We start from the raw sequence: 21,608 nt of genomic DNA, 5'->3' as shown, positions 1-21,608 counted from the left end.
GGATAGTAATCGATTATAATGGAAGTATTATGGGAATTGATGCATGTGTGAAAGGAAGGGGAGTGCTATGGTTTTCCAAAGAGTAGTTAATTATAAATGGCTTTTGATCGCTTGTGTCATTTTACTGGGCAATATTGTTGTTTATCAGTTGTCGTTTGTTTCTGCGCTTTCAGATGAGCAAGTACAAGGAATGGTAATCGGTTCACTAATTGACTGTGCGGTTGTGGCACCGGCACTTCTCTTGCTGCAAACGGGCAAATGGGCGGTCAAAAATTTTGTTGTCTTTGTTGCTGCGGGTATTTTATTTGCCCGACTTGTCATCCCTAATGGATTGATGGAACCTTTCCGCTATATAACTTTTTCTGCAATCGCAGTAGAAGCAGGATTGGTTTTGATGGAATTAATCATTTTATTTGTTTTCATAAAATATTTACCAAGTATTATTCGAGCGGTCAAATTAGAGCAGGAGCAACTTATCTTTTCATTTCCTCGAATTGTTAGAGAGAAAGTAAAAGATAACGTATTAATGAGAGTTCTTTGCCAGGAGCTGCTTGTATTTTATTATGCGTTTTGCAGCTGGAAGAAAAAACAGCCAGGCGGATATACCGTTCATAAAAATACGATGTATATTCCTATGTTATTTATGATTTTTCATGCAGCATTATTTGAAGCAATTGCATTCCATTGGTTTTTCCATGACCGCATACCGGTTTTAGCTTGGGGGCATACAATTCTCTCACTTTATGGACTACTATTCTTGCTGGCCGATTTCCGCGCATTAATATTAAATCCGGTCCGTATCGAAAACGGAAATTTATATCTTTCCAACGGCTTATTGAAACAAACAAAAATTGACTTGAAAAATATTTCTCAATTGCATACATCTATACAAGATGAAGAAATTTATCATTTTAAAGTGTTAGGAAATACAGAGGAAAAGCCAGACTTTGTGCTGGAGTTGAAGGAACTGCAAACAATCCAACTGGTAGGCGGATTTGAAAAAAGAGCAAAATTTATAGGAGTGTACTTAGACGCCCCAGCCCTGGTACGTAGCGAAATAGAGTCAGCGATAATAGATAAATAGTGTAAAAGATGAAGAAATGGGGTATAGATTATAGAACGCAATGTTATGAGGTGAGAAGATGAACATTCGAATATTAGGTTATAAAGATGCTGAACAATATAAAAAGGTTAGATTACACGGGCTTTTACATTCTCCAACATTATTTAGCTCGTCTTTTGAACATGAGAACAATTATACGGTTCCGGAAATTGAACAACGTCTTCGTCCGCAAGCAGATATTTTTACGCTTGGGGCATTTGAAGACAACGAGCTGATTGGAATTGCAACGTTTAAAAGAGAAACAGGTGCAAAACTGAATCATAAAGGCGTTCTTGTCGGACTCTATGTTATGCCTGATTCAAGAGGAAAAGGTGTAGCACGGGATATGATTGAAGAATTGTTGCGCCTGTTACGTGAAAACGGAGGTCTTGAACAGCTTCATTTAACTGTTGAGTCTACAAATGAACAGGCAATCTCTCTTTATGAATCGCTAGGATTTAAGCGATTTGCTAAAGAGGAGCGTGCCCTAAAGGTCGACGGAAACTATTATGATCAAGTGTGGATGTTAAAAGAGCTATAGCTATTAAGAATTAAAACATGAGATAATATTGAAGTTTTTTAGAGAGGGGAAAAACTCTTAATAAGTAACGGATATTTAAAAAATTGATTGGAATGAAGGGCGACTCCAGCGGGAAAAGCACGACGCCTGAGACTAGGAACAAAAGCTAAGAACGCCACGTCCTGTGGCAACGCTTTTGTGACCAACATCCTGTTGGCCTCATGCCCGCGGAAAGCGTCCCGGAATGGAAATCAATTTATACGCATAGCAAAAAAACAGCATTTTTCTCATTGAGAAAAATGCTGTTTTTGGATTATATGCTAGCTTTTTTTACGTTATATAGCACTTCCTGCGGAGCCTTTTGATAAACGTTCTGAAATGATCAGAACAATAAGGATTAAAACAATCTGCAGCACACCATATGCGCATGCCGTACCAAACTTGAAGGCATACAGCTTCTGGAATATGGCAACCGACAATGGAATCGTCGACGTATTATAAATCAAGATTGAAGCAACGAATTCCCCGATACTTTGGACAAAAGCGAGCAATGTACCGGCAAGAACACCGGATAATGTAAGCGGAATGACAATTCTTCTGAATGTATACCACCACGATGCCCCTAAACTTCGCGAAGCCTCCTCCACGGATTGATCCAATTGCATAAGGGAAGCCGATGTCGACCTGAAGACTAGCGGCAAATGCCGGATAAAATACGCAAGCGGTAAAATCCAGAAGGAACCGATCAATACTTGATTGAATGTAAATGCACTTTCCGTAGAGAATGCCGCGATTAAGTTAACTGCTACAACCGTACCCGGCAATGCCCACGGAATCGTAATTAAAATATCGAGCGCTGTTTTCCCTTTAAAGCTAAGTCTGACCATTGCATAGGCAGCAGCAACACCGAATATAATATTGCCGACTGTTGCGATGAAGCCCATTTGCAGCGAGTTCCAAATCGGGCGCCATGTCCGCTCATCCGTAAAGAGGGCTTTATAATGGTCGAGCGTATATTCGGTCGGCAAAATTTGAATGGTCCAGGCACCGTCTTTTGAAAATGAAATTAAGATCAATACTAAAATCGGCAGGATTAAAATCAGCGTCCCGATAAAGGATAGTGCAACCGCCAAATACTTTATCGGCTTCGAGCTCACTTCCGAGCGGTGAACACTGATTCCTTTACTTAAATTCTGATAGTTACGTCGGTTTTGATACCAGCGCATTATAAGTAAAAAAGTGATGGACACGAACGATAAAATGGTTGACTGTGTAGCCGCCATATCCAAATTGCCGTTTGTCCGCGATAAATAAATTTGCATCGTCATTGTACGTTCAACCCCGAACATGAGTGGCGCGGTATAAGATGCCATCGACACCATGAAAACGAGGAGGGAAGATGCGATGATAGATGGGGTAAGCATCGGCAAAATAATCTTCCGCCAAACCCGTATCCGGCTTGCACCAAGGCTTGTTGCGGCTTCTTCCAAAGAAGGGTCAAGCCCTTTAATAGCTGCTGAAGCCGTCAAATAGAAGTACGTATACATCGTAAACGTATGAACAACAATGACACCCCAAATCCCTTTTAAGGCAAACGGAACATCTTCCAATTGAAACATCTGCTGAAATAAGCGCGGGAAGATACCACTTTCACCATATAAAAATGAAAAGGATAAAACCCCCACCAATGGAGGCAATGCCATTGGGACAAGTACTAAAATAGAGAGCAGACGGCGACCCGGAAAATCGTAGCGTTCCAGTAAAAAGGCCATCATTACCCCAACAACGGCACAGCAGATGACACTAATAATCGATATATAAAAGCTGTTCCAAAGTGCCTCTAAATTGGCTGTACTTTCTAAACTAAAAAACTTCTGATAGTTTGCCAGCTGATTGTCACCGGCAAAACTCTGAATGAAAGTTGAGTAAAATGGATAAATAACATAGGCAAACAATATTAAAAACAGCGGGGAGATAAGAATATAGACAAAATAGCGTGATTGTGTAAGACGAGACCACCAACTCGCTTCGTATGTGTCAACGGATTTTTTGCTCATTGTGTGCCTCCTCTCTTATTCTCCTAGGAAATAAATATTTTGTTTCGGGATATGTAGTTCAATCATATCGCCAGCTTGCAGTATTGCCGTACCCCGACTAATAATCATTGCTTTTAATGTTGTATCATTCCATTTAATAAAGTAGTTTACGCTGAGTCCGGTAAACTCGATCAGCTCGACGATACCTGTAATGGCATTTTCGCCAGGACCGCTTTCAAATGCTTCAGGACGGACTGATACATGAATTTCGTCTCCAATTGATGCTTGAAGACCCGGTGCCAAGTTTTCTGTCAGTCCTTGCAGTTCAAGACCTTTGTCATTTGTCACAGTAATAATATTGCCCTCAATCGATTTTACTTTCATCGTAAGTAAATTTGTCTCTCCGATAAAAGTGGCGACAAAGCGATTGTTTGGTCGGTGATAGATTTCCTGTGGTGTACCGATTTGTTTGACGACGCCATGCTCCATTACCATAATGCGATCCGACATGGCCATTGCTTCAGTCTGGTCATGGGTAACGTAAATTGTCGTCACACCAAGCTCTGACTGAATCCGTTTAATTTCAATCCGTGTTTCTTCACGCAACTTTGCATCCAGGTTGGATAATGGCTCATCCAGCAGCAAGATGTCCGGTTCGATGACAAGCGCTCGTGCCAAAGCGACACGTTGCTGCTGTCCACCTGATAATTCATTAATTTTGCGTGTGCCATATGGTCCTAAATGAACGAGCTCACGTATCCGGTCAACCTTTTCTTTGATCGTTTTTTTATCATACTTTCGGATTTCCAGACCGAATGCGATATTTTCATTGACGGTCATATGCGGGAAGAGTGCATAGTTCTGAAACACCATTCCGATATTACGTTTGTTAGGCTGCAATGTTGTGACATCCTGATTGTCAAAGTAAATTTTTCCTTGAGAAGGGTAGTAAAATCCGGCAATCATCCGTAATGTTGTTGTTTTACCACAGCCACTCGGACCTAGAAATGTAAAAAATTCACCCGATTTTATATCCAGCTCTAAATCTTTGACGCTTACGACATCACCGAATTTTTTTGAAACGTCGTTAATATGAACAGCTTTCATCCAATCCAACTCCCTTCACACCGACAAATTGGGAAAAGAAAGACCTCTTTATTCAGAGGTCAGTCCTATAACTGCTATTTGCCTTTTCCTTTAATGTTTGTATCCCAGTATTCCATCCATTCCGCTTCTTTATCGGACATTACTTGCCAATCGATATCAAGTGGTTTTAAATCCAGCTCTTTATACCAGTCAGGCATAGCACCTTCCGCAATATCCGTACGTGTTGGAATTTGGTAATACTCTTTTGAAAGTTCAACCATCGTTTCTTGATCGAACAGGAATTCCATAAATAATTTCGCGTTTTCTTCGTTTTTAGCATTGTTTACAATACCGACTGCATCGACTAAAATCGGTGCGCCGCTTTCCGGATAAATAAAGTCAAATGTGTAATCCGTTGTATGTTTTTTCAGTAAAATATCCTGCAAGTTCCATAACGAAATTGAACCTTCCTGGCGTGCCAGTTTTAAATACAGCGCGTTAGGATCTTGTGTATATTCTTTCGTATTCGCATCAAGTTTCATCAGCCAGTCATAGCCTTTTGATGGATCATCTGCACCTTGGCGGAAAATCATAGAAGAATAAATTGTCCGCATCGTTCCTGAAGCAAGAACACCGCGAATTAAAATTTCATCTTTCCACTTTGGATCAAGTAATTCATCCCAATCCTGTGGTCCTTCTTCTGGTGACATTACTTCGCTGTTAATCATAATGACTTCAGGTAACAGCATTTCACCGACCCAGCGATTTTGTTCATCTTTATGAAGAGGGTCAATGGAATCGATAAATGAAGGATCCCACTGTAAAAGTAAATCCTCATTTGCAGCAACCATCATCGCTGACTGTGTACCGCCCCACCAAAAATCGCCTTGTGGGTTGGCTTTTTCACCACGCACACGCTCTAAAATCTGCTGTGCACCCATTGTCATATATTCCACTTCGATATTCGGGTAACGCTCATTAAACTTTTCGATAACACCCTGTACCATGTTTTCGTCACGCCCCGTGTAAATTACGAGCTTGCCGGAAGCATTTTCTTCTGTTGTACCTTCTGTCGTGCCGCTATCGCCTTGAGTTGAATCATTTGTCGTCTCTTCGGAGTCGCCGCACGCAGCCAAAACTAATAAAAGAGTTGTGAGAATAAGAGAAAGCCAAGTAAATCTTTTCATCCAATGTCCTCCTTACATATAGTTTTTCTTTTTCATGCAGAATAAAAGGATATCTATTCCAATTTCATTTTATCTACAAATTTTTTAATATTCAAACAAATATCCCTATAACTTTTAAATTTTTACATTTTTCTGGATTGAGAAAGGTAAAGTTTAACGCAGGAATTTCCGGAATGGGGAAAGGTAAGAGGGTCATAAGCCAAGTTAAAAATATGAGAAAATTGTTTTATTTAAATTTATTAAGGGAATTATAAAAGTATCAGCACAACAGCGGTTTTTCCCATTGATTTGGAATTACATACGGTTGGACGTGCTTCTCATCTCACGAATAATGGAACTTAATTTACCGGAGGAGTGAAAATATGAGCAAAAGTAATAAAGAAATTGCATTGCAAATTTTAAACGAAAACAGTATAGGCGTTATGGCTACAAATAATAACGGTGTACCGAATTCACGCTATATGACATTTGACTATGTAGAATCGAAATTATATACGGTAGCACTGGAAGATTCCGATGTCGTACGTGAAATTACGGAATACGGCGGTACCCACATTTTATTAGGATATGAAGGCGAAGGAATGCTTGAAACATTCTTGGAAATCGAAGGCAATGCAGCGACTACATTAAACGATGCTGTGAAGCAGAAGCTGCTTGATAAATATCCAAAGCATGCTGACGGGAACTTTGTGCTAATTCAAGTTACGCCAACACGAATGCGAATTATGAATAAAGACGGAAAAAATCAGGAAGAGATTCAACTATATTAAGGGAGGCAGTGTAATGGAAACATTAAAAGAAAAAGTACTTTCAATTATTAAAGACCATAAAATCGGGACAATGGCTACATTAAACGGACGTCACCCTTATGTTCGTTACATGACATTTACAAACGAAGACTTCACGCTCTATGCGACAACAACTGAAGACTCTCAAAAAGTGTACGATTTAAATGAAAATCCTTACACGCATATTTTACTGGGCTATACAAAGGAAGATATGGATGCCCCGTATTTAGAAATTACAGCAAAACTAAGTGAAGTAAAAGATGATTCATTAAAGCTGAAAATTACAAATTTCTTTAAAGACGTTTTCACATCAGAAGACGGGGGTATGGTGACACTTCAGTTCGATCCGATCACAATCAAATTAATGAACGATGGTGAGCCACAGGAATTGAAGCTTTAAAGTCTTAATTTATTTAATCAGTTTAGTAAAGCAATGGCATATCGTTGTCATTGCTTTTTCTGATGCTAAAAAATTTTAGCATCATAGTAAACAATTCATTAAATTTTTGGTATAATATTTAACCGTGAGCAGAAATGGGGTAAAGATTTTTACTCTTATGCATAGTGTCAGATTTTTCTACACAAACCTCTGCATCTAAGTTTTAACTTTATAGAATGGGTATTCAATTACTCGCGAAATAAAGGGATTGTCCGGCAAAAAAATGCTGTGCAAAATAAAAAAATGGAGATGACAAGTATGTACAAAGAAAATCGGTTACCGCAAAATGCAAAAGAGGGAATATTGTTTTTACTTATTATTTCGTTAATTTCTGTCAATACGATTGCCCCGCTAATTATTGGATTTGAGCGAGGTTTTACAAAGGAAGTCTATTTTGATACATTAAAAATTTTACCGATTATGTGGATTATCGTCGTACTGCTTGTACGTTTAGTAGCCGGTCCTTTAGTAGGTAAATTTATGCCTAAATTTGTTGGGCAAACAGATGGATTTAATGCACGTGTCCTATTAAATACACTCTTAAACGTAACGGTGTTATCGGTTTGTTTAACGATTATCGGAACATGGGTAGGCACACAAACATTTAGTTTAGAGCCGCTTAAAAACTTTTTCTATATTTGGCCACGAAATTTTGCGATTGCATTTTGGATTGAGTTATTAGTCGCGCAGCCAATTGCACGCTTTGCTATGAAAAAATTACATGAAAGTCAAACTGCAAAAGAAGCAGCACGACAATAAACAAAAGCTCTTATGGCGTAGTACTGGGTACTGTCGCATAAGAGCTTTTGTATTTAGGTTAGAAGCATTGGAAAGTTAAAATTGAATTGCGGTTTACGGAACTGTATACCCAGCCGAAACGACTCCATCTAAAACCTAAAATGATATTTGGCGCAACAAATGTCGGGAAGAACCAGAAACTATTGCCGTTTCGTTGCCATATAAACGTATTACGGAACATACAGCGTCTTATCCCACTGGAACCTTGCTGTGAATGGCTAGCGGAAAGTTGCTGCATTTGTGGAGTAAAGCTAGGAGGCGGTCCCATCGGCATTTGGGTATTGCCGCCAGGTCCTCCACCAGGTCCACCTCCGGGATTACCAGGGAAGCCGCCGGGACCCCCACCAGGGAATCCTCCAGGGCCTCCACCCGGGAATCCCGGTCCAGGTCCAGGGAAACCACCTGGGCTACCAGGGAAAACACCTGGAGCTCCCGGGAAACCTCCCGGGCCTGGTCCTGGTGATCCCGGGAAAAACTGTTGTTGAAATGGTTGTCCTTCAGGGCTCTCATCAAAGCGTTCAAACGGATTTTGATACAACAAGCATACCTTCTTTCTTAAGTATTCTTTGTAATGTATGTAAATACAGGTAAACGCCAATAGGAATTCGCCTATTAATAGACGAAATACCAGGGTGATTATGATTTTCGACCAAATTTCCTTTAGTATGTTTTGTTCAGGAATGGATTAGGGAAAATTGTTAACTAATGAAAGATAGATGATTTGAAAAATGTATGGAACTGGACTAAAATCACAATGAAGATGTGAAAGAGAAGGGAATTTATTATGAAAAAATATTTGTTTGCTATTATCCTATTGTTGTTGGCGGGTTGTAGTAATGGAGAAAGTACAAATGTCAAATTTACCGAGAAACAGGCGGTACCATTTGAAATAATGAAATATGATGAAAAAATTGCACCGATTTATGAATCGCTCGTTCCGCATATTGCCTATGCAAATACACAAGGTCAATTTGAATCACTGCAAGGTCGTTTTGATGTAGACAATTTCACGATTGATATGGATGAGTATATGGCAGTATTTATTGTCACTTATTCGGGTAGCTGTGGTACATCAGTCGATAATGTATACAAACATGGCGATTACTTGGCGGTTCAACTGATCGACAATGTTGGTCAAAAATGTGAAGACGAGGGTATGCCCCATACATTCGTACTCCAAGTAGAGAAGGACGATTACGAAAAAGTTCAATTATATAATGGCAACATCATCAAATCTTCAGTCGATGTAGAATAAATTTATTAAAAGTTTTCAGCTTTGGTTATTCAAAGTTGAAAGCTTTTTTTTGTAATTTTATATATTTTGGGCACAATTAATTGTGATTTGAAAATAAAAACTATATAATTTTCTTAAACTATAACGTGATGGTTTTGGGCTGCGATTCTGTTAATGAAATTAGTAACCTTACCATTATTGTTTGCATGTTCAATAGAATAGTCGGGTACATAAGAGAAAGACCAAATTATTACTACATTATTTTGGAGGTGAATCCCTCGCGCTGAGGGAAATAATTGGACGTAAACACCATATTAAACATCATTTTATTAATTATCTTTTTAGGTTTAACCGGATTTTTCGTAGCAGCAGAATTTGCTGTTGTAAAAATCCGTAAATCCCGTATTGATCAATTGATTTTAGAAGGCAATAAAAAAGCAGTCATTGCAAAAAAAGTAGCAGGGGATCTTGATTATTATTTATCTGCCTGTCAGCTCGGAATAACAATCACAGCAATCGGTTTGGGTGCGTTTACAAAGCCGTATGTAAAAGAGCTGATGTATCCAGTATTCGACTGGTTAAATGTTTCGGATGTTGTGGCTTCGGCTGCTTCTTATGTCATTGCACTTGCCATTGTAAGTTATTTGCACGTAGTAATTGGTGAAATGGCCCCAAAAACGTTAGCGATCCAGTTTTCCGAGAAAGTAACATTAATGCTTGCAGGACCGCTTTATTGGTTCGGTAAAGTAATGTATCCGTTTATCCAGGCGTTGAATGGAACTTCTCGTATATTGTTACGAGCAATCGGTGTGAAATCAGCAAGTGAAGAGCAGGCCTATTCGGAAGAAGAACTGAAAATCATTATGGCACAAAGTTTCCAAGGCGGACAAATCGACCAACAGGAACTGAAATATTTAGAAAATGTATTTGCTTTTGATGAACGTGTTGCAAAAGACATTATGGTGCCGCGAACAGACTTAGTGACAATCGACAAAGATATGAGTGCCGAAGAGATTATCCAAATCTTAGACGAACATAACTATACACGTTATCCGATCGTTGAAAATAATGATAAAGACCGTATTATTGGCGTCATCAATGCGAATAAGCTGCTAAGCCATATCGTTTCAAATCGCCCGGTACAGCTTGAACAGTTTTTAACGAAAGTGCCATTTGTTTTAGGTGTGACAAGTATCCAGGACGCCCTATTAAAAATGCAGAAGGCAAAAGCGCATATGACGGTTATTATTGATGAATATGGCGGGACAGCCGGTGTATTAACGATGGAAGATGTTTTGGAAGAGCTTGTTGGTGAGATTAGGGATGAATTTGACGAGGATGAAGTAGATGATATCCGCAAGTCAGGAGAAAACGAATATACGATTAACGGCCGTGTACTGCTCGATGAACTGGAGGATCGTTTCGGATTTGAGTTTGAGGACAGTGAAGAGATTGATACAATTGGCGGCTGGATTCAGCATACGAATATCGATTCCATCAAAAACGGTGAAGAACTTCAAATCGGTGATGAAATAAAATTCGACGACCATACTTGGGTCATTTCAGATATGGACAATTATCAAATTAAAGAAGTTGTATTAAGACAATATAAACTTCAGCAGTAAATAATCGATACTTATATGTCTTGGAGGTGAATCCCTCATATTTCGGGGGAATTAATTGGACAGTATTATAATTATAAATTTAATTTTAGTCGCGGTATTTATTTTGTTGACAGCCTTTTTCGTTGGGGCTGAATTCTCGATCTTAAAAGTGCGTATGTCACGAATCGACCAGCTTATCGCAGAGGGCAATAAAAAAGCCGTCACAGCAAAAAAGGTAACACAGGATCTGGATTATTATTTATCGGCCTGTCAGCTGGGGATTACGATTACTGCATTAATTCTTGGTGCACTCGGTGAACCGACCGTAGAGAAAATGCTTGAGCCTGTTTTTGACTATTTCAGCATTCCGGCAGCGGTTGCAACAGCCCTTTCCTATGTGATCGCGTTATCGGTTGTTACTTTTTTACACGTAGTACTTGGCGAGCTGATGCCAAAGACATTGGCCATCCAATATGCTGAAAAAATGACTTTAATTTTGGCACCGCCACTGTATTGGTTCGGGAAAGTTACAGGGCCGATTATCTCAGTATTAAATGGTTCGGCTCGCGGACTGCTGAAAATCTTCGGTGTCAAACCGGCTGGGCACGATACAGTTTACTCGGAAGAAGAACTTAGACTGATTGTGACACAAAGTTATGAAGGCGGAGAGATCAACCGGACGGAGCTTGCCTATTTAGAAAATATTTTCGCTTTTGATACACGAATGTTACGGGAAGTAATGATTCCCCGCCGTGAAATGATTACAATTGAAAAAAACTATACATTACAGCAAATTCTCGAGGTAATCGACGAGTATGAATTTACACGCTACCCGGTTATTGATCGTACTAAAAATACAGCAGCCTTCATCGGTTTCGTTAACACTAAGGAAATGCTGACAGATATTGCTGCAGGACGTACGAATTCAATCACTACGTATATTCGTGAGATTCCTCGCTATAAAGAAACGGTAGCGATTAAAGATGTATTTTTGAAAATGCAGCAATCGCGCAACCATATGGCGATTGTAACAGATGAAAAAGGGAAAACAATCGGACTTGTGACGATGGAAGATATCCTGTCCGAAATTGTGGGAGAAATTGAAGATGAAGATGGTGGGGAAATGATCGTTCCCTCAACATAATAAAAGGTCGTAAATGATGGTCACCTAATCCATTATTTGCGGCCTTTTTTGCACTTCATAAAGAAAGTTGAGTAAATAGATTATTAATTCAAATGTCGATATAATTGTGGAATAAGGAGCTGAAGAAAATGCAATGTGGAGCAAAATGTTTTTTAGTGGAAATTGAGCATAATGGCGAAAAAAAGCAAGTTCAAGTCAAAGCAAGATCTTCAGTACGCGCCAGAAAAACCGTACGCATTCAATACGAAGAAGCTGTTAACATCCTTTCCGTAAAGGAAGAGAAATAAAAATGAGCAACCAAGAATAGGGTTGCTCATTTTTTTACTTGTTCTGCTTATCCAATTTTATTTGTTTCACTAAATGTACTATTAACATAATGATTCCGACTGTACAGAATAGAAGACTAAAGATAAATAATACTAGCCAAGCTGTGATGCTCCAATTGGTTGTGAAAAAGATGGAACTGATTAATAAAACTAGCCCGATAAATAATACAACATAGCCCTTTTTAGATAAAGACACGGTAAAACCTCCTTAAATACGTATCATAAAAATACCATATTGTTAGCGGACTTATCTATTTAAATGGTTCCATAGAATTCATTCCGCTTATGATACAATGCGGGAAGGAATACTAATTCAAGAAAAGAGGCGCAATACATGGTTCAATCGCTCAATCAATTTATTCAAAGATGGATGCCGGTATTAACACCGCTCAGCTTAGTGATCGGTGTTCTGCTCGAAAAAATCGGGACGCATTTTCTTTTTCTCGTCCCGTTATTATTTGCAGTCATGACTTTCATCAGCAGTTTGAATCTGAAATTTCGCGATATTAAAGTGTTTAAACAATACCCGAAAACAATTTTATTTATGATCGCTTTTCTGCATATTCTCATGCCTTTATGGGCGTTCTTTTTGGCGGAGATTATATTCGATGACCGTCTCTTGACGATCGGTTTTCTCATTTCCGTTGCCGTGCCAACAGGGGTTACGAGCGTCATTTGGGTGACAATCAGTAAAGGAAATCTACCTTTATCACTTGCCATTATATTGATCGATACATTGCTTGCTCCGTTTCTTATGCCGTTAATTTTGCATTTAGTTGTCGGGGAATCTATTACATTAAATACGCCAGAGCTTATTTTTGATCTTATATGGATGATTGTTTTACCTTCCATATTGGGCATCCTCGTTAATGAATGGACAAAAGGAAAGCTGTTCGAACACTATGGGAAACCAATGTCTTTAATTTCGAAAATCTGTTTGTTCGCAATTATTATGATTAATAGTAGTGCGATTGCCCCCTATGTAAAGACAATAGATTTGGAGCTTGCGAAAGTGATTGCAGTTGTTCTGTTACTGGCAGTTTCAGGGTATGTATTTTCTCTTTTACTAGGCCGTCTGTTCTGGAAATCAGAGGACGTTCAGGCGACATTTGTCTTTAATGGGGGAATGCGGAATATTGCGGTAGGGGTCGTCATTGCAACTACCTATTTCCCATCGAAAGTAGCAATGCCGGTCGTTTTCGGGATGCTATTCCAGCAAGTTTTAGCTTCGATATTTTATAAAGTAATCCGAAAAAATCCGGAAGTGGAATAAAGAGGTATAGTAAAAATGTACCGTGGAAAAATACAGTTGTGTTATTTAGTCGCACAATGTATGATTATTTTATAGTAAATTATTAAATATAGAAGTGTTATATGAAATGGAGCTTCAGCAGGAGAAAAATGATCTATTCACTTACTCGCCTCAAACATCCAGAAGCAATGTAACAACTTAGAATAGCGGGGGAAATTATGAAAAGATTGTTCGGAAAATGGAACAGCATTAACTTAGTAAACCGTATTATCATTGGTATAATCATTGGTGTTATTTTAGCACTGACAATCCCTGATACTGTTAGTGGCATTACCATTCTAGGGACTCTATTCGTTTCAGCTTTAAAAGCTGTTGCACCTGTTTTAGTATTTGTGCTTGTTATTAACGCAATTGCTTCACATGCTGGCGGCAAAGCAACAAATATGAAAATGATTCTTGCTTTATACGGGGTTGCGACATTAGCAGCAGGATTTGTGGCAGTTGTTGCAAGTTATATTTTCCCGACAGTATTAACTTTAAAAACAGAAGCGCAAGATGTGACACCGCCTAGCGGAATTCTTGAAGTGTTTGAAACACTACTATACAATATCGTAACAAATCCGGTAAGTGCTATTATGAACGCAAATTATCTAGGCATTTTAGCGTGGGCAGTTGTTTTAGGGATTGCTTTAAAAGCAGCGAATGATTCAACAAAAGGTGTGATTTCGAATTTTTCGGATGCGATAACAAAAGTTGTGCAATGGATTATAAACTTAGCGCCATTCGGTATTTTAGGAATAGTATTTGAAGCGATTTCGACAACAGGTCTTTCAGCATTAGGGGAATATGCCCGTCTAATTCTGATTTTAGTAGGAACAATGTTCTTCGTGGCACTCGTCGTGAATCCGCTCATTGTATATGCGGTAGCAAGAAGAAATCCGTATCCGTTAATTTTCACATCTATTAAAGAGAGTGGAATTACAGCCTTTTTCACACGTAGTTCAGCAGCCAATATTCCGGTCAATATGGCATTGGCGGAAAAGCTGAAATTGGACAAAGATACATATGCTGTATCGATACCTCTTGGTGCAACAATCAATATGGGTGGGGCAGCGATTACAATTTCCGTGCTGACAATGGCGACTGCTCATACATTAGGAATCGAAGTTGATTTCCTCACTGCGGTCATCTTAATGGTAATGGCTGCGGTATCAGCTGCTGGTGCATCTGGGGTTGCAGGCGGTTCGCTGTTACTGATTCCTTTAGCGTGTAGCTTATTCGGGATTTCAGACGATATAGCGATGCAAGTCGTGGCGATTGGTTTCATCATCGGTGTCATTCAGGATTCTTGTGAAACAGCATTGAATTCTTCGACAGATATCGTATTTACAGCAGCAGCTGAATATGCGAAAGAACGTAAACAAAACTAAAAAAAACTGTGCTGAACGGAATCGATTCGTTCAGCACAGTTTTTTGTTATTTAATCAGCACTGCCGGCAGAAATATCATTATTATAACTTCCTGTAATTGAATGCTCAGCAGCAGAGAAAATAATCGTGGAGAAATCTACATCATATGAGGGTAAATCACCGATTGCTTCAGTCGATGTGTAAATTTGAGTGGCTACAAGCAGCGAATTAAATTGTCTGCGATCTAACTTTAAAAAGCGGCAAATTTCTTCGTGCATATCATGGAGTGCCGGGAACTGGTGGACTTCAAACTTGGCGAGTGAAAGCAGGGCGATTGTATTGTAATGGTGCGGTTTCAGTTTTTTTTCGGTCTTTTTGATATAAGTTGTCAGTTCTTTTAACCGGGCAAAGGTTTCTTGATGAAAATCCCCTGTACCGATTGTTAAAATGACCGCTGTATTTGTCGTATCCTTTGTTCGTTCATAACCGATTGACACAAGTGCCTGATAATACTGTTCCACACTATTTGCCAATACTTTTGTATCTTCCGTTCGTCCGGCAAGCATCGCACTAGTGGAAAGTTTTAATGGCGCATATTTTACGCTCTGTTTGGTCATTAACTCTTTAATTAACTGATCGATTCGCTCGATATGTTCTTCTGATTTTAAATAGGCAGCCGCAATATAGCTGTCATCATGGCGGGTAAACTGCTTTGAAAGAGATTTGTGGAGATTTAAAGCTTCCCCGATTTTTTCAGGTTCCTTTGCATAATGGACAAAGTATGTATTGATGATTTCAGTATTAACCCGTGCGAAGTTATACCATTTTGTATTGGTTTTGATTTGCTGACGGGCCTTTTCATAATCTTCATAGTTGAATACGATATTGCGGACTGTCAGCTTTAAGGCAAGATCAATATAAAAATATTTTGCATCTGCCCCAAAATATAAAACGATTTTATCAATGTTTGTAAAGAATAATTGTAATTGAGCATTCATCCCGATCACCTCTTACTTAATACGTACGTTTTAAACGAGGAGAAGTTTCATTAAAATGTTCGGGAAATAATAAAAACCGTTTACAAAATACAGCATAAATCGATAGAGTATTGTATGATAAATAAGTGATAAATCAAATAAGAAGACCGTTGAACAGATTGAGAGGTAGTATAGGAATGACTCGACAACCATTTTTACCGATTATTGTCGGTACTGATATTAATGCTTATAACATGGCGATTTCTTTCCATGAAGAATATAAAATCCGTCCGATTCTAGTAGGAAAAGGTGTTTTGCCTTTTACGAACTTAAGTAATATTCCACGAGCGATTGAATATGACAAAAAACTAGGTGAACCGGATCAGTTTGCCAAAATATTAATTAGCGTTGCGAAGAAATATGAAAAAGAAGCGGAAAAGCTAATTTTAATCGGCACAAACGATTTATATGTCCGTTTAATTATTGAAAACCGTGCGATCTTAAGAGATTATTTCGTGTTCAACTATATCGATGAGAATCTAATGAATGACTTACAGATTAAATCGAATTTCTATAAGCTTTGTGAACAGTACGGCATCGATATTCCAACGACTGTATTTTATGATTGCAAAACAGATGGCTCATTTGAAACAGAGATGATGTATCCGGTTATTATTAAACCGAGTAACGGGATTGAATACAGCCGTCATCCATTTGAAGGCCAGGCAAAAGTTTTCAAAGTGGAAAGCAAAGAAGAAGTTCAGAAAGTAATCGATATGATTAAAAATAGCGGCTACAAGGAAGAGCTTATTATTCAGGATTATATTCCCGGTGATGATACAGCAATGTGGGATTCGGTTGTCTATGTGAATGCAAAAGGGGAAACTCAGCTTGTATCGTTTGCACAAGTTGTCCTTCAGGAACATACGAAAACGGCGATCGGCAATTATACAGCGCTTATAACGCGCTACAACGAAGAAGTGATGACGAAACTGCGGGGCTTTTTGGAAGCGGTCGGCTATCGAGGCTACGGTAACTTTGATTTGAAATACGATGAGCGTGACGGGAAATTTAAAGTGTTCGAAGTAAATATTCGTCAAGGCCGTTCAAGTTATTATATTAATGCGATGGGTCATAATTTGGCGCGCAACTTTGTGGAAGATCTGATTTACGATATTCCGAAACCTTGCTCCTATTTAAAAGGAGATGTCCTGTTTTCAGTCGTTCCGAAAATTGTATTGAAGAAATTCGTTTACGATGAATCGGTGAAAAAGGATATTCGACGTCTGATCAAGGAAAAGAAACTTGTAAATCCGTTGTTCTACAAACAGGACAAGCATTTGAAACGCAAAATCTACATGTTTATCCGACAGGTCAATTACTATAAAAAATATAAACAAAACGTTTGGTAAGTATCAGCCGGTTAACAGAAACTTTCTGTTAACCGGCTGTTTTCATTATCTGAAAATTTCATAGCAAAATGTTATAGTTAAAGAAAATTGAAAAGAGTGATATTTATGGCGATACATACTTTTACATTAACAATTGACTGGCCGGGGGGAAGAAATGCGGTTGGGGACTTGAAAACTGAACGATTGCAGACGCAAATTTCGATTCCACCTGAAATGGATGGTCCTGGTATTGGCACAAATCCGGATGAAATGCTGCTTGGTGCCGCAGCAACATGCTATTTAATTACATTGGCAGCAATGCTTGAGCGCAGCCAAATTGAAGCAAAGCTTGATCTGAAGTCAGAAGGGCTTGTAGATGTGACAAATGGTGTTTTTACATACAAAGCGATCCATCATTATGTCGATATTGACCTGAAGAACAAAGACGATGAACGTGCTCGTCGAATAGCGGAGCGCTATGCATATAAGGCAGAAGAAACTTGTATGATTAGTAAAGCGCTAAAAGGGAATGTAGAAGTGCATACACATTTAACTTTGATCTAAAGGAGCGATTTGAATGGATTTTCTCTCAGCTATAATTCAACTGCTCATTGCATCCGCACTTATATTCTTTATTAGCGGCCGTTTAATCGGCTCACAAATAAGTTTGATGAAAAGAATATTATCCGTGCTCATTAGTGTTTCCTTAACGACCTTTGTTTTTTGGTATACATATTTGCGCGGGTCGGACTATTATGACCAGGGAATTGTTTCAAATGTCGTCAACATTACAACAATCATTTGGCTCGGTAGTATGCTTCTCATTTCAATGCTGCTTTATCTGTTTTTCGAGCTGTTTGATTCGATCGAACTGAATGAGAATGGTACTCCTGTGGGCAGACGCTCCTATTTTAAAACATTCATTACGTATTGGAAGCGTCAAAAACGATTACGTGAAGTCGTGGGGATTGCTGTAACGAACGGTGTCACACGAACGATGAAATATGCCCGTGCCCGCGAAGATGAACGGGAACTGGCCATAGCTTTACGGGATACGCTTGAGCAGTGCGGCGGGGTATTCATTAAATTTGGACAAGTCCTGTCAACACGTAAAGAACTCTTGTCTCCAATATTTATTGATGAACTTGAAAAGCTTCAGCAACATGTAAAACCCCTTTCCGAACAGCAAGTTGATCAAATCATTGCCGAAAACTATAATGCGGGTACGAATCAAATCTTTTCCTATATTAGTAAAACACCGTTAGCTTCCGCTTCAATTGGTCAAGTACATAAAGCGGTTTTAAAGGAAACCGACGAACCTGTCGTTGTGAAGTTTTTACGACCTGACGTGAAAAATATCATGCAGGATGATCTATCAATTTTAATGGAGTTTGCCAGGTGGATTACGAGCAAATCACAGTGGGCTGAAAACCTAGGATTTTACGATTTGGCAAAAGGCTTCAGCATGGCGTTGAGGGAAGAAATTGATTTTAATATCGAAGCACGCAATATGGAGCAGGTTGCCAAAATTGTAGAGCGTGGCAGTATTGATGTGAAAGTGCCGAAAGTATACAGGGAATGCAGTACATCCAATGTGGTCGTAATGGAATATATAAAAGGGCAGTCCGTAACAATAGCAAATGAACTATTTACAGAGCTGGGCATTGACCGCCATCAGTTTGCAAAAACATTATTGTATTCGTTTTTGGAGCAAACGCTAGTTTCTGGAATTTTCCATGCGGATCCGCATCCGGGGAATATTTATATTGAGGAAGCAACCGGACGTGTCGCGATTCTCGATTATGGGGCAGTCGGGCGTTTGGCTGAGTTGCAGCAGGAAGGGTTGAAGTACTTCCTTGTCGGAATCCATCAAAATGATGCAGCGCTTGTTGTTGACGGAATTGCCCAGCTTGTAGAAAATGCCGAGCACATCAATCGCCACGAAATGGAACAGGCGATTAGCCAGATTCTGCTGAAAATCAATTATGTGTCGACGATCCCTACTGATGAGCTAATGTACTCCATTTTCTCTGTTGTGCGTGAATTTGGACTCCATTTCTATCCATCGGTCAATGTGGCATTACGTGCCATTGTAACATTGGACGGTACATTGTCTATTATTTGCCCGGGGTTCAGGATTTTCAGTGAGGTAAAAGACTTCTCTAATGATTATTTGAAATCAAGTTTCTTGAAACCGTTCAAACATCCGGGTGAGACGAAAGATTTAATCGAAGAAGAACTGGCACTGATGTTGCCAAATCTACGGAAAATCCCGCGTCGCCTCGATCAGGTATTCAGAAAAGTGGAGAGCGGGAAAATCATTTTTCATCACGATATTTTTTCTGATAAAGCGAATTCCATGTTTGTCACACAGCTGTTTTCACGGTTTGTGTTGCTGATGGTCGGGATTACATTTGGAATCATATCGGTAGCTTTACTAGCAATCTCACAATTTATTCATAATGCGTATGCAATTTATTTAAATACGGCAGCTTATTTAGGTTTGTTTTTATGTGCGATTTTGCTCGTGCGGTTATCGATTCAAGCAATCCGAGATATGAAGCGTACAAAGTAGAGGTCCTATTACAGGATCTCTACTTTTTTAGTTTTATGCTTTAGCACTTTACTATAATAAAATACTAAATCATTAGAAGGTCAGTGTATTAGCAGGCGAACAACTTTTTAGAAATAAAACGTATAAAGCCTATAAAATAAGGATTTTAAACTTGAATATTGTTTTAAAGGTGAAATAGTAGTGGCAATTAACTGCTATTTAAACAATAATAAATTTGAGAGATAAGAATAGTTAAAAGGGGTGCGGTAAATGATTCAGTTAAACGGACAAAATTTATCGATTGAACAATTAGGGAATATTTTATATAAAGGGGAAAAAATTGAGATAGCGGAAGAAGCAAAAGTACGTGTTATTAAAAGCCGTGACGCGGTGGAAAGGATTGTTCAGCAGGATAAAACCGTATACGGGATTAATACGGGATTCGGCAAGTTCAGCGATGTGAAAATTGCAGAGCATGAAGTAAGCAAACTGCAAGTGAATTTAATTCGTTCCCATGCATGCGGTTTTGGGGAGCCTTTTTCCGAACATGTTGCAAAAGCGATGATGGTGCTTAGGTTAAATGCATTGTTAAAAGGTTTATCGGGTATTCGCCTGGAAGTGCTGGAACGGCTGTTATGGATGATAAATGAAGACGTCATCCCAGTAATTCCACAGCAAGGTTCACTTGGAGCGTCCGGAGATTTAGCGCCACTTTCTCATTTAGTATTAGCAGTGATCGGGGAAGGGGAAGTATTTGTAAAGGGCAGTAAACATTCGTCACATGAAATATTTGAACAGCAGGGACTGCCGAAAATCGAACTGCAGGCAAAAGAAGGTCTTGCATTGATCAATGGAACCCAGGCAATGACTGCTCAAGGCGTAGTCAATTATTTGGAAGCCGAGAAGCTGGCTTATGCGAGTGAGTGGATTGCCTCGATGACAATGGAAAGTTTGTACGGGATTATCGATGCCTTCCATCCAGCTGTTCATGAAGCGCGCGGCATGCAAGAACAAATGGGTGTTGCAGAACGTATGCGTGACTGGTTAGAAGACAGCAAGCTCATAACACATCAAGGGGAAAAACGTGTGCAGGATCCGTATTCCCTACGCTGCATCCCGCAAATCCACGGGGCAAGCTGGCAAGTATTGAATTACGTCAAAGAAAAGCTCGAAATCGAAATGAATGCAGCAACTGATAATCCGCTCATTTTTGATGACGGCGGTTTAGTCATTTCAGGTGGAAACTTCCATGGACAGCCGATTGCGTTTGCGATGGACTTTCTGAAAATCGGGATGGCGGAGTTGGCCAATGTATCGGAACGACGGATTGAACGCTTAGTAAACCCGCAGTTAAATGAGGGACTACCTGCATTTTTAAGTGCGAATCCAGGACTTGAATCAGGCGCGATGATTTTGCAGTACAGTGCTGCAAGTTTAGTTTCGGAAAATAAAACGTTGGCACATCCTGCTTCAGTCGACTCCATTCCGTCTTCTGCCAACCAGGAAGACCACGTATCGATGGGTACGACAGGATCTCGACATGCGCGCATGATTATCGCCAATGTAAGAAATGTACTGGCGATTGAGGCATTTTGTGCAGCGCAGGCAGTCGAGTACAGAGGGGTAGAGAACATGTCACCAAAGCTTTATGAGAAGTGGAAAGACATTCGCAACTTGGCACCTGCGATGACGGAGGATCGTATATTCAGTAAGGACGTGAATCGTATTATCGAATTCTTAAAGCCGAATGTGTAAGTATTG

21 protein-coding genes are annotated in these 21,608 nt (G+C 39.4%); 15 read left to right on the top strand and 6 right to left on the bottom strand.

What is annotated here, in order from left to right:
* The first annotated feature begins 67 nt into the window (after nucleotides 1–67).
* Nucleotides 68–1,084 (top strand): hypothetical protein, encoded by a 1,017-nt coding sequence (locus tag MKY71_RS13950; protein WP_339195626.1) that lies wholly within the window; start codon nucleotides 68–70, stop codon nucleotides 1,082–1,084.
* Between the two features lie 58 nt (nucleotides 1,085–1,142).
* Entirely contained in the window at nucleotides 1,143–1,643 is a 501-nt protein-coding gene (locus MKY71_RS13945; protein WP_339195625.1) for a GNAT family N-acetyltransferase, read from the top strand.
* A 314-nt stretch (nucleotides 1,644–1,957) separates the two neighbouring features.
* On the opposite strand, the gene MKY71_RS13940 is transcribed toward MKY71_RS13945, so the two are convergent.
* The 3 genes from MKY71_RS13940 to MKY71_RS13930 all read right to left on the bottom strand — a co-directional run bounded on the left by MKY71_RS13940 (nucleotide 1,958) and on the right by MKY71_RS13930 (nucleotide 5,931).
* A complete protein-coding gene (locus tag MKY71_RS13940; RefSeq protein WP_339172949.1) occupies nucleotides 1,958–3,679 on the bottom strand; it encodes an ABC transporter permease in 1,722 nt (573 codons plus the stop codon).
* Nucleotides 3,680–3,694: 15 nt separating this feature from the next.
* The gene (locus MKY71_RS13935; protein WP_339172947.1) at nucleotides 3,695–4,765 is read right to left on the bottom strand and encodes an ABC transporter ATP-binding protein; all 1,071 of its coding nucleotides are present in this window, start codon (nucleotides 4,763–4,765) and stop codon (nucleotides 3,695–3,697) included.
* 74 nt (nucleotides 4,766–4,839) lie between these two features.
* Nucleotides 4,840–5,931 carry an extracellular solute-binding protein gene (locus tag MKY71_RS13930; RefSeq protein WP_340732998.1) on the bottom strand — a complete coding sequence of 364 codons (1,092 nt, stop codon included), beginning with the start codon at nucleotides 5,929–5,931 and terminating at the stop codon, nucleotides 4,840–4,842.
* A gap of 362 nt (nucleotides 5,932–6,293) precedes the next feature.
* Between MKY71_RS13930 and MKY71_RS13925 the strand changes: the two genes are divergently transcribed.
* From MKY71_RS13925 to MKY71_RS13915, 3 genes are all read left to right on the top strand, one after another.
* On the top strand, nucleotides 6,294–6,701 hold the full coding sequence (locus MKY71_RS13925; RefSeq protein ID WP_340732997.1) for a pyridoxamine 5'-phosphate oxidase family protein: 408 nt from the start codon (nucleotides 6,294–6,296) through the stop codon (nucleotides 6,699–6,701).
* Between the two features lie 13 nt (nucleotides 6,702–6,714).
* Nucleotides 6,715–7,119 (top strand): pyridoxamine 5'-phosphate oxidase family protein, encoded by a 405-nt coding sequence (locus MKY71_RS13920; RefSeq protein WP_340732996.1) that lies wholly within the window; start codon nucleotides 6,715–6,717, stop codon nucleotides 7,117–7,119.
* A gap of 297 nt (nucleotides 7,120–7,416) precedes the next feature.
* Nucleotides 7,417–7,917: a hypothetical protein gene (locus MKY71_RS13915; RefSeq protein WP_340732995.1), complete on the top strand. Its 501-nt coding sequence runs from the start codon at nucleotides 7,417–7,419 to the stop codon at nucleotides 7,915–7,917.
* A gap of 58 nt (nucleotides 7,918–7,975) precedes the next feature.
* On the opposite strand, the gene MKY71_RS13910 is transcribed toward MKY71_RS13915, so the two are convergent.
* Nucleotides 7,976–8,494: a hypothetical protein gene (locus MKY71_RS13910; protein ID WP_340732993.1), complete on the bottom strand. Its 519-nt coding sequence runs from the start codon at nucleotides 8,492–8,494 to the stop codon at nucleotides 7,976–7,978.
* Between the two features lie 246 nt (nucleotides 8,495–8,740).
* Between MKY71_RS13910 and MKY71_RS13905 the strand changes: the two genes are divergently transcribed.
* The 4 genes from MKY71_RS13905 (at nucleotide 8,741) to MKY71_RS13890 (ending at nucleotide 12,225) form a co-directional block, all read left to right on the top strand.
* Nucleotides 8,741–9,211 carry a Fe-S oxidoreductase gene (locus tag MKY71_RS13905; RefSeq protein ID WP_339195617.1) on the top strand — a complete coding sequence of 157 codons (471 nt, stop codon included), beginning with the start codon at nucleotides 8,741–8,743 and terminating at the stop codon, nucleotides 9,209–9,211.
* A gap of 275 nt (nucleotides 9,212–9,486) precedes the next feature.
* Nucleotides 9,487–10,815 (top strand): hemolysin family protein, encoded by a 1,329-nt coding sequence (locus MKY71_RS13900; RefSeq protein ID WP_340732990.1) that lies wholly within the window; start codon nucleotides 9,487–9,489, stop codon nucleotides 10,813–10,815.
* Nucleotides 10,816–10,870: 55 nt separating this feature from the next.
* On the top strand, nucleotides 10,871–11,938 hold the full coding sequence (locus tag MKY71_RS13895; protein ID WP_340732988.1) for a hemolysin family protein: 1,068 nt from the start codon (nucleotides 10,871–10,873) through the stop codon (nucleotides 11,936–11,938).
* A 128-nt stretch (nucleotides 11,939–12,066) separates the two neighbouring features.
* On the top strand, nucleotides 12,067–12,225 hold the full coding sequence (locus MKY71_RS13890; RefSeq protein ID WP_339172928.1) for a hypothetical protein: 159 nt from the start codon (nucleotides 12,067–12,069) through the stop codon (nucleotides 12,223–12,225).
* Between the two features lie 34 nt (nucleotides 12,226–12,259).
* Here the strand turns inward: MKY71_RS13890 and MKY71_RS13885 are convergent, their stop codons facing one another.
* Nucleotides 12,260–12,460 (bottom strand): hypothetical protein, encoded by a 201-nt coding sequence (locus MKY71_RS13885; protein WP_340732986.1) that lies wholly within the window; start codon nucleotides 12,458–12,460, stop codon nucleotides 12,260–12,262.
* Nucleotides 12,461–12,598: 138 nt separating this feature from the next.
* Here MKY71_RS13885 and MKY71_RS13880 point away from each other — a divergent pair, with 138 nt between their 5' ends.
* Nucleotides 12,599–13,537, top strand: a complete 939-nt coding sequence (locus tag MKY71_RS13880) for a bile acid:sodium symporter family protein (RefSeq protein ID WP_340732985.1) — start codon at nucleotides 12,599–12,601, stop codon at nucleotides 13,535–13,537.
* Nucleotides 13,538–13,734: 197 nt separating this feature from the next.
* The gene (gene sstT, locus MKY71_RS13875) at nucleotides 13,735–14,946 is read left to right on the top strand and encodes a serine/threonine transporter SstT (protein WP_340732984.1); all 1,212 of its coding nucleotides are present in this window, start codon (nucleotides 13,735–13,737) and stop codon (nucleotides 14,944–14,946) included.
* A 50-nt stretch (nucleotides 14,947–14,996) separates the two neighbouring features.
* Here sstT and MKY71_RS13870 read toward each other — a convergent pair whose 3' ends face one another.
* Complete coding sequence (locus MKY71_RS13870; RefSeq protein ID WP_340732981.1) at nucleotides 14,997–15,923, bottom strand: DUF4003 family protein; 927 nt, start codon at nucleotides 15,921–15,923, stop codon at nucleotides 14,997–14,999.
* A 176-nt stretch (nucleotides 15,924–16,099) separates the two neighbouring features.
* Between MKY71_RS13870 and MKY71_RS13865 the strand changes: the two genes are divergently transcribed.
* From MKY71_RS13865 to hutH, 4 genes are all read left to right on the top strand, one after another.
* A complete protein-coding gene (locus MKY71_RS13865) occupies nucleotides 16,100–17,314 on the top strand; it encodes a carboxylate--amine ligase (RefSeq protein WP_340732979.1) in 1,215 nt (404 codons plus the stop codon).
* Between the two features lie 105 nt (nucleotides 17,315–17,419).
* A complete protein-coding gene (locus MKY71_RS13860; RefSeq protein WP_339195601.1) occupies nucleotides 17,420–17,857 on the top strand; it encodes an SACOL1771 family peroxiredoxin in 438 nt (145 codons plus the stop codon).
* A gap of 13 nt (nucleotides 17,858–17,870) precedes the next feature.
* Nucleotides 17,871–19,868 carry an ABC1 kinase family protein gene (locus MKY71_RS13855; RefSeq protein WP_340732977.1) on the top strand — a complete coding sequence of 666 codons (1,998 nt, stop codon included), beginning with the start codon at nucleotides 17,871–17,873 and terminating at the stop codon, nucleotides 19,866–19,868.
* Nucleotides 19,869–20,117: 249 nt separating this feature from the next.
* Entirely contained in the window at nucleotides 20,118–21,602 is a 1,485-nt protein-coding gene (gene hutH, locus MKY71_RS13850; RefSeq protein ID WP_340732975.1) for a histidine ammonia-lyase, read from the top strand.
* Nucleotides 21,603–21,608: the final 6 nt, after the last annotated feature.

The sequence above is a fragment of the Solibacillus sp. FSL W7-1324 genome, from assembly GCF_038008025.1.
In the GTDB taxonomy this organism is placed as follows: domain Bacteria; phylum Bacillota; class Bacilli; order Bacillales_A; family Planococcaceae; genus Solibacillus.
The sequence above is the reverse complement of the archived record's forward strand: the minus strand, read 5'-3'. Positions and strand labels throughout refer to the sequence as shown.

Bases quoted from the DNA above. Each gene is read 5' to 3' on its own strand.
- MKY71_RS13860 (WP_339195601.1), top strand. From the start codon at position 17,420: ATGGCGATACATACTTTTACATTAACAATTGACTGGCCGGGGGGAAGA.
- MKY71_RS13935 (WP_339172947.1), bottom strand. From the start codon at position 4,765: ATGAAAGCTGTTCATATTAACGACGTTTCAAAAAAATTCGGTGATGTC.
- MKY71_RS13855 (WP_340732977.1), top strand. From the start codon at position 17,871: ATGGATTTTCTCTCAGCTATAATTCAACTGCTCATTGCATCCGCACTT.
- MKY71_RS13865 (WP_340732979.1), top strand. From the start codon at position 16,100: ATGACTCGACAACCATTTTTACCGATTATTGTCGGTACTGATATTAAT.
- hutH (WP_340732975.1), top strand. From the start codon at position 20,118: ATGATTCAGTTAAACGGACAAAATTTATCGATTGAACAATTAGGGAAT.
- MKY71_RS13890 (WP_339172928.1), top strand. From the start codon at position 12,067: ATGCAATGTGGAGCAAAATGTTTTTTAGTGGAAATTGAGCATAATGGC.
- sstT (WP_340732984.1), top strand. From the start codon at position 13,735: ATGAAAAGATTGTTCGGAAAATGGAACAGCATTAACTTAGTAAACCGT.
- MKY71_RS13915 (WP_340732995.1), top strand. From the start codon at position 7,417: ATGTACAAAGAAAATCGGTTACCGCAAAATGCAAAAGAGGGAATATTG.
- MKY71_RS13930 (WP_340732998.1), bottom strand. From the start codon at position 5,931: ATGAAAAGATTTACTTGGCTTTCTCTTATTCTCACAACTCTTTTATTA.
- MKY71_RS13870 (WP_340732981.1), bottom strand. From the start codon at position 15,923: ATGAATGCTCAATTACAATTATTCTTTACAAACATTGATAAAATCGTT.
- MKY71_RS13945 (WP_339195625.1), top strand. From the start codon at position 1,143: ATGAACATTCGAATATTAGGTTATAAAGATGCTGAACAATATAAAAAG.
- MKY71_RS13880 (WP_340732985.1), top strand. From the start codon at position 12,599: ATGGTTCAATCGCTCAATCAATTTATTCAAAGATGGATGCCGGTATTA.
- MKY71_RS13925 (WP_340732997.1), top strand. From the start codon at position 6,294: ATGAGCAAAAGTAATAAAGAAATTGCATTGCAAATTTTAAACGAAAAC.
- MKY71_RS13940 (WP_339172949.1), bottom strand. From the start codon at position 3,679: ATGAGCAAAAAATCCGTTGACACATACGAAGCGAGTTGGTGGTCTCGT.
- MKY71_RS13920 (WP_340732996.1), top strand. From the start codon at position 6,715: ATGGAAACATTAAAAGAAAAAGTACTTTCAATTATTAAAGACCATAAA.
- MKY71_RS13950 (WP_339195626.1), top strand. From the start codon at position 68: ATGGTTTTCCAAAGAGTAGTTAATTATAAATGGCTTTTGATCGCTTGT.
- MKY71_RS13905 (WP_339195617.1), top strand. From the start codon at position 8,741: ATGAAAAAATATTTGTTTGCTATTATCCTATTGTTGTTGGCGGGTTGT.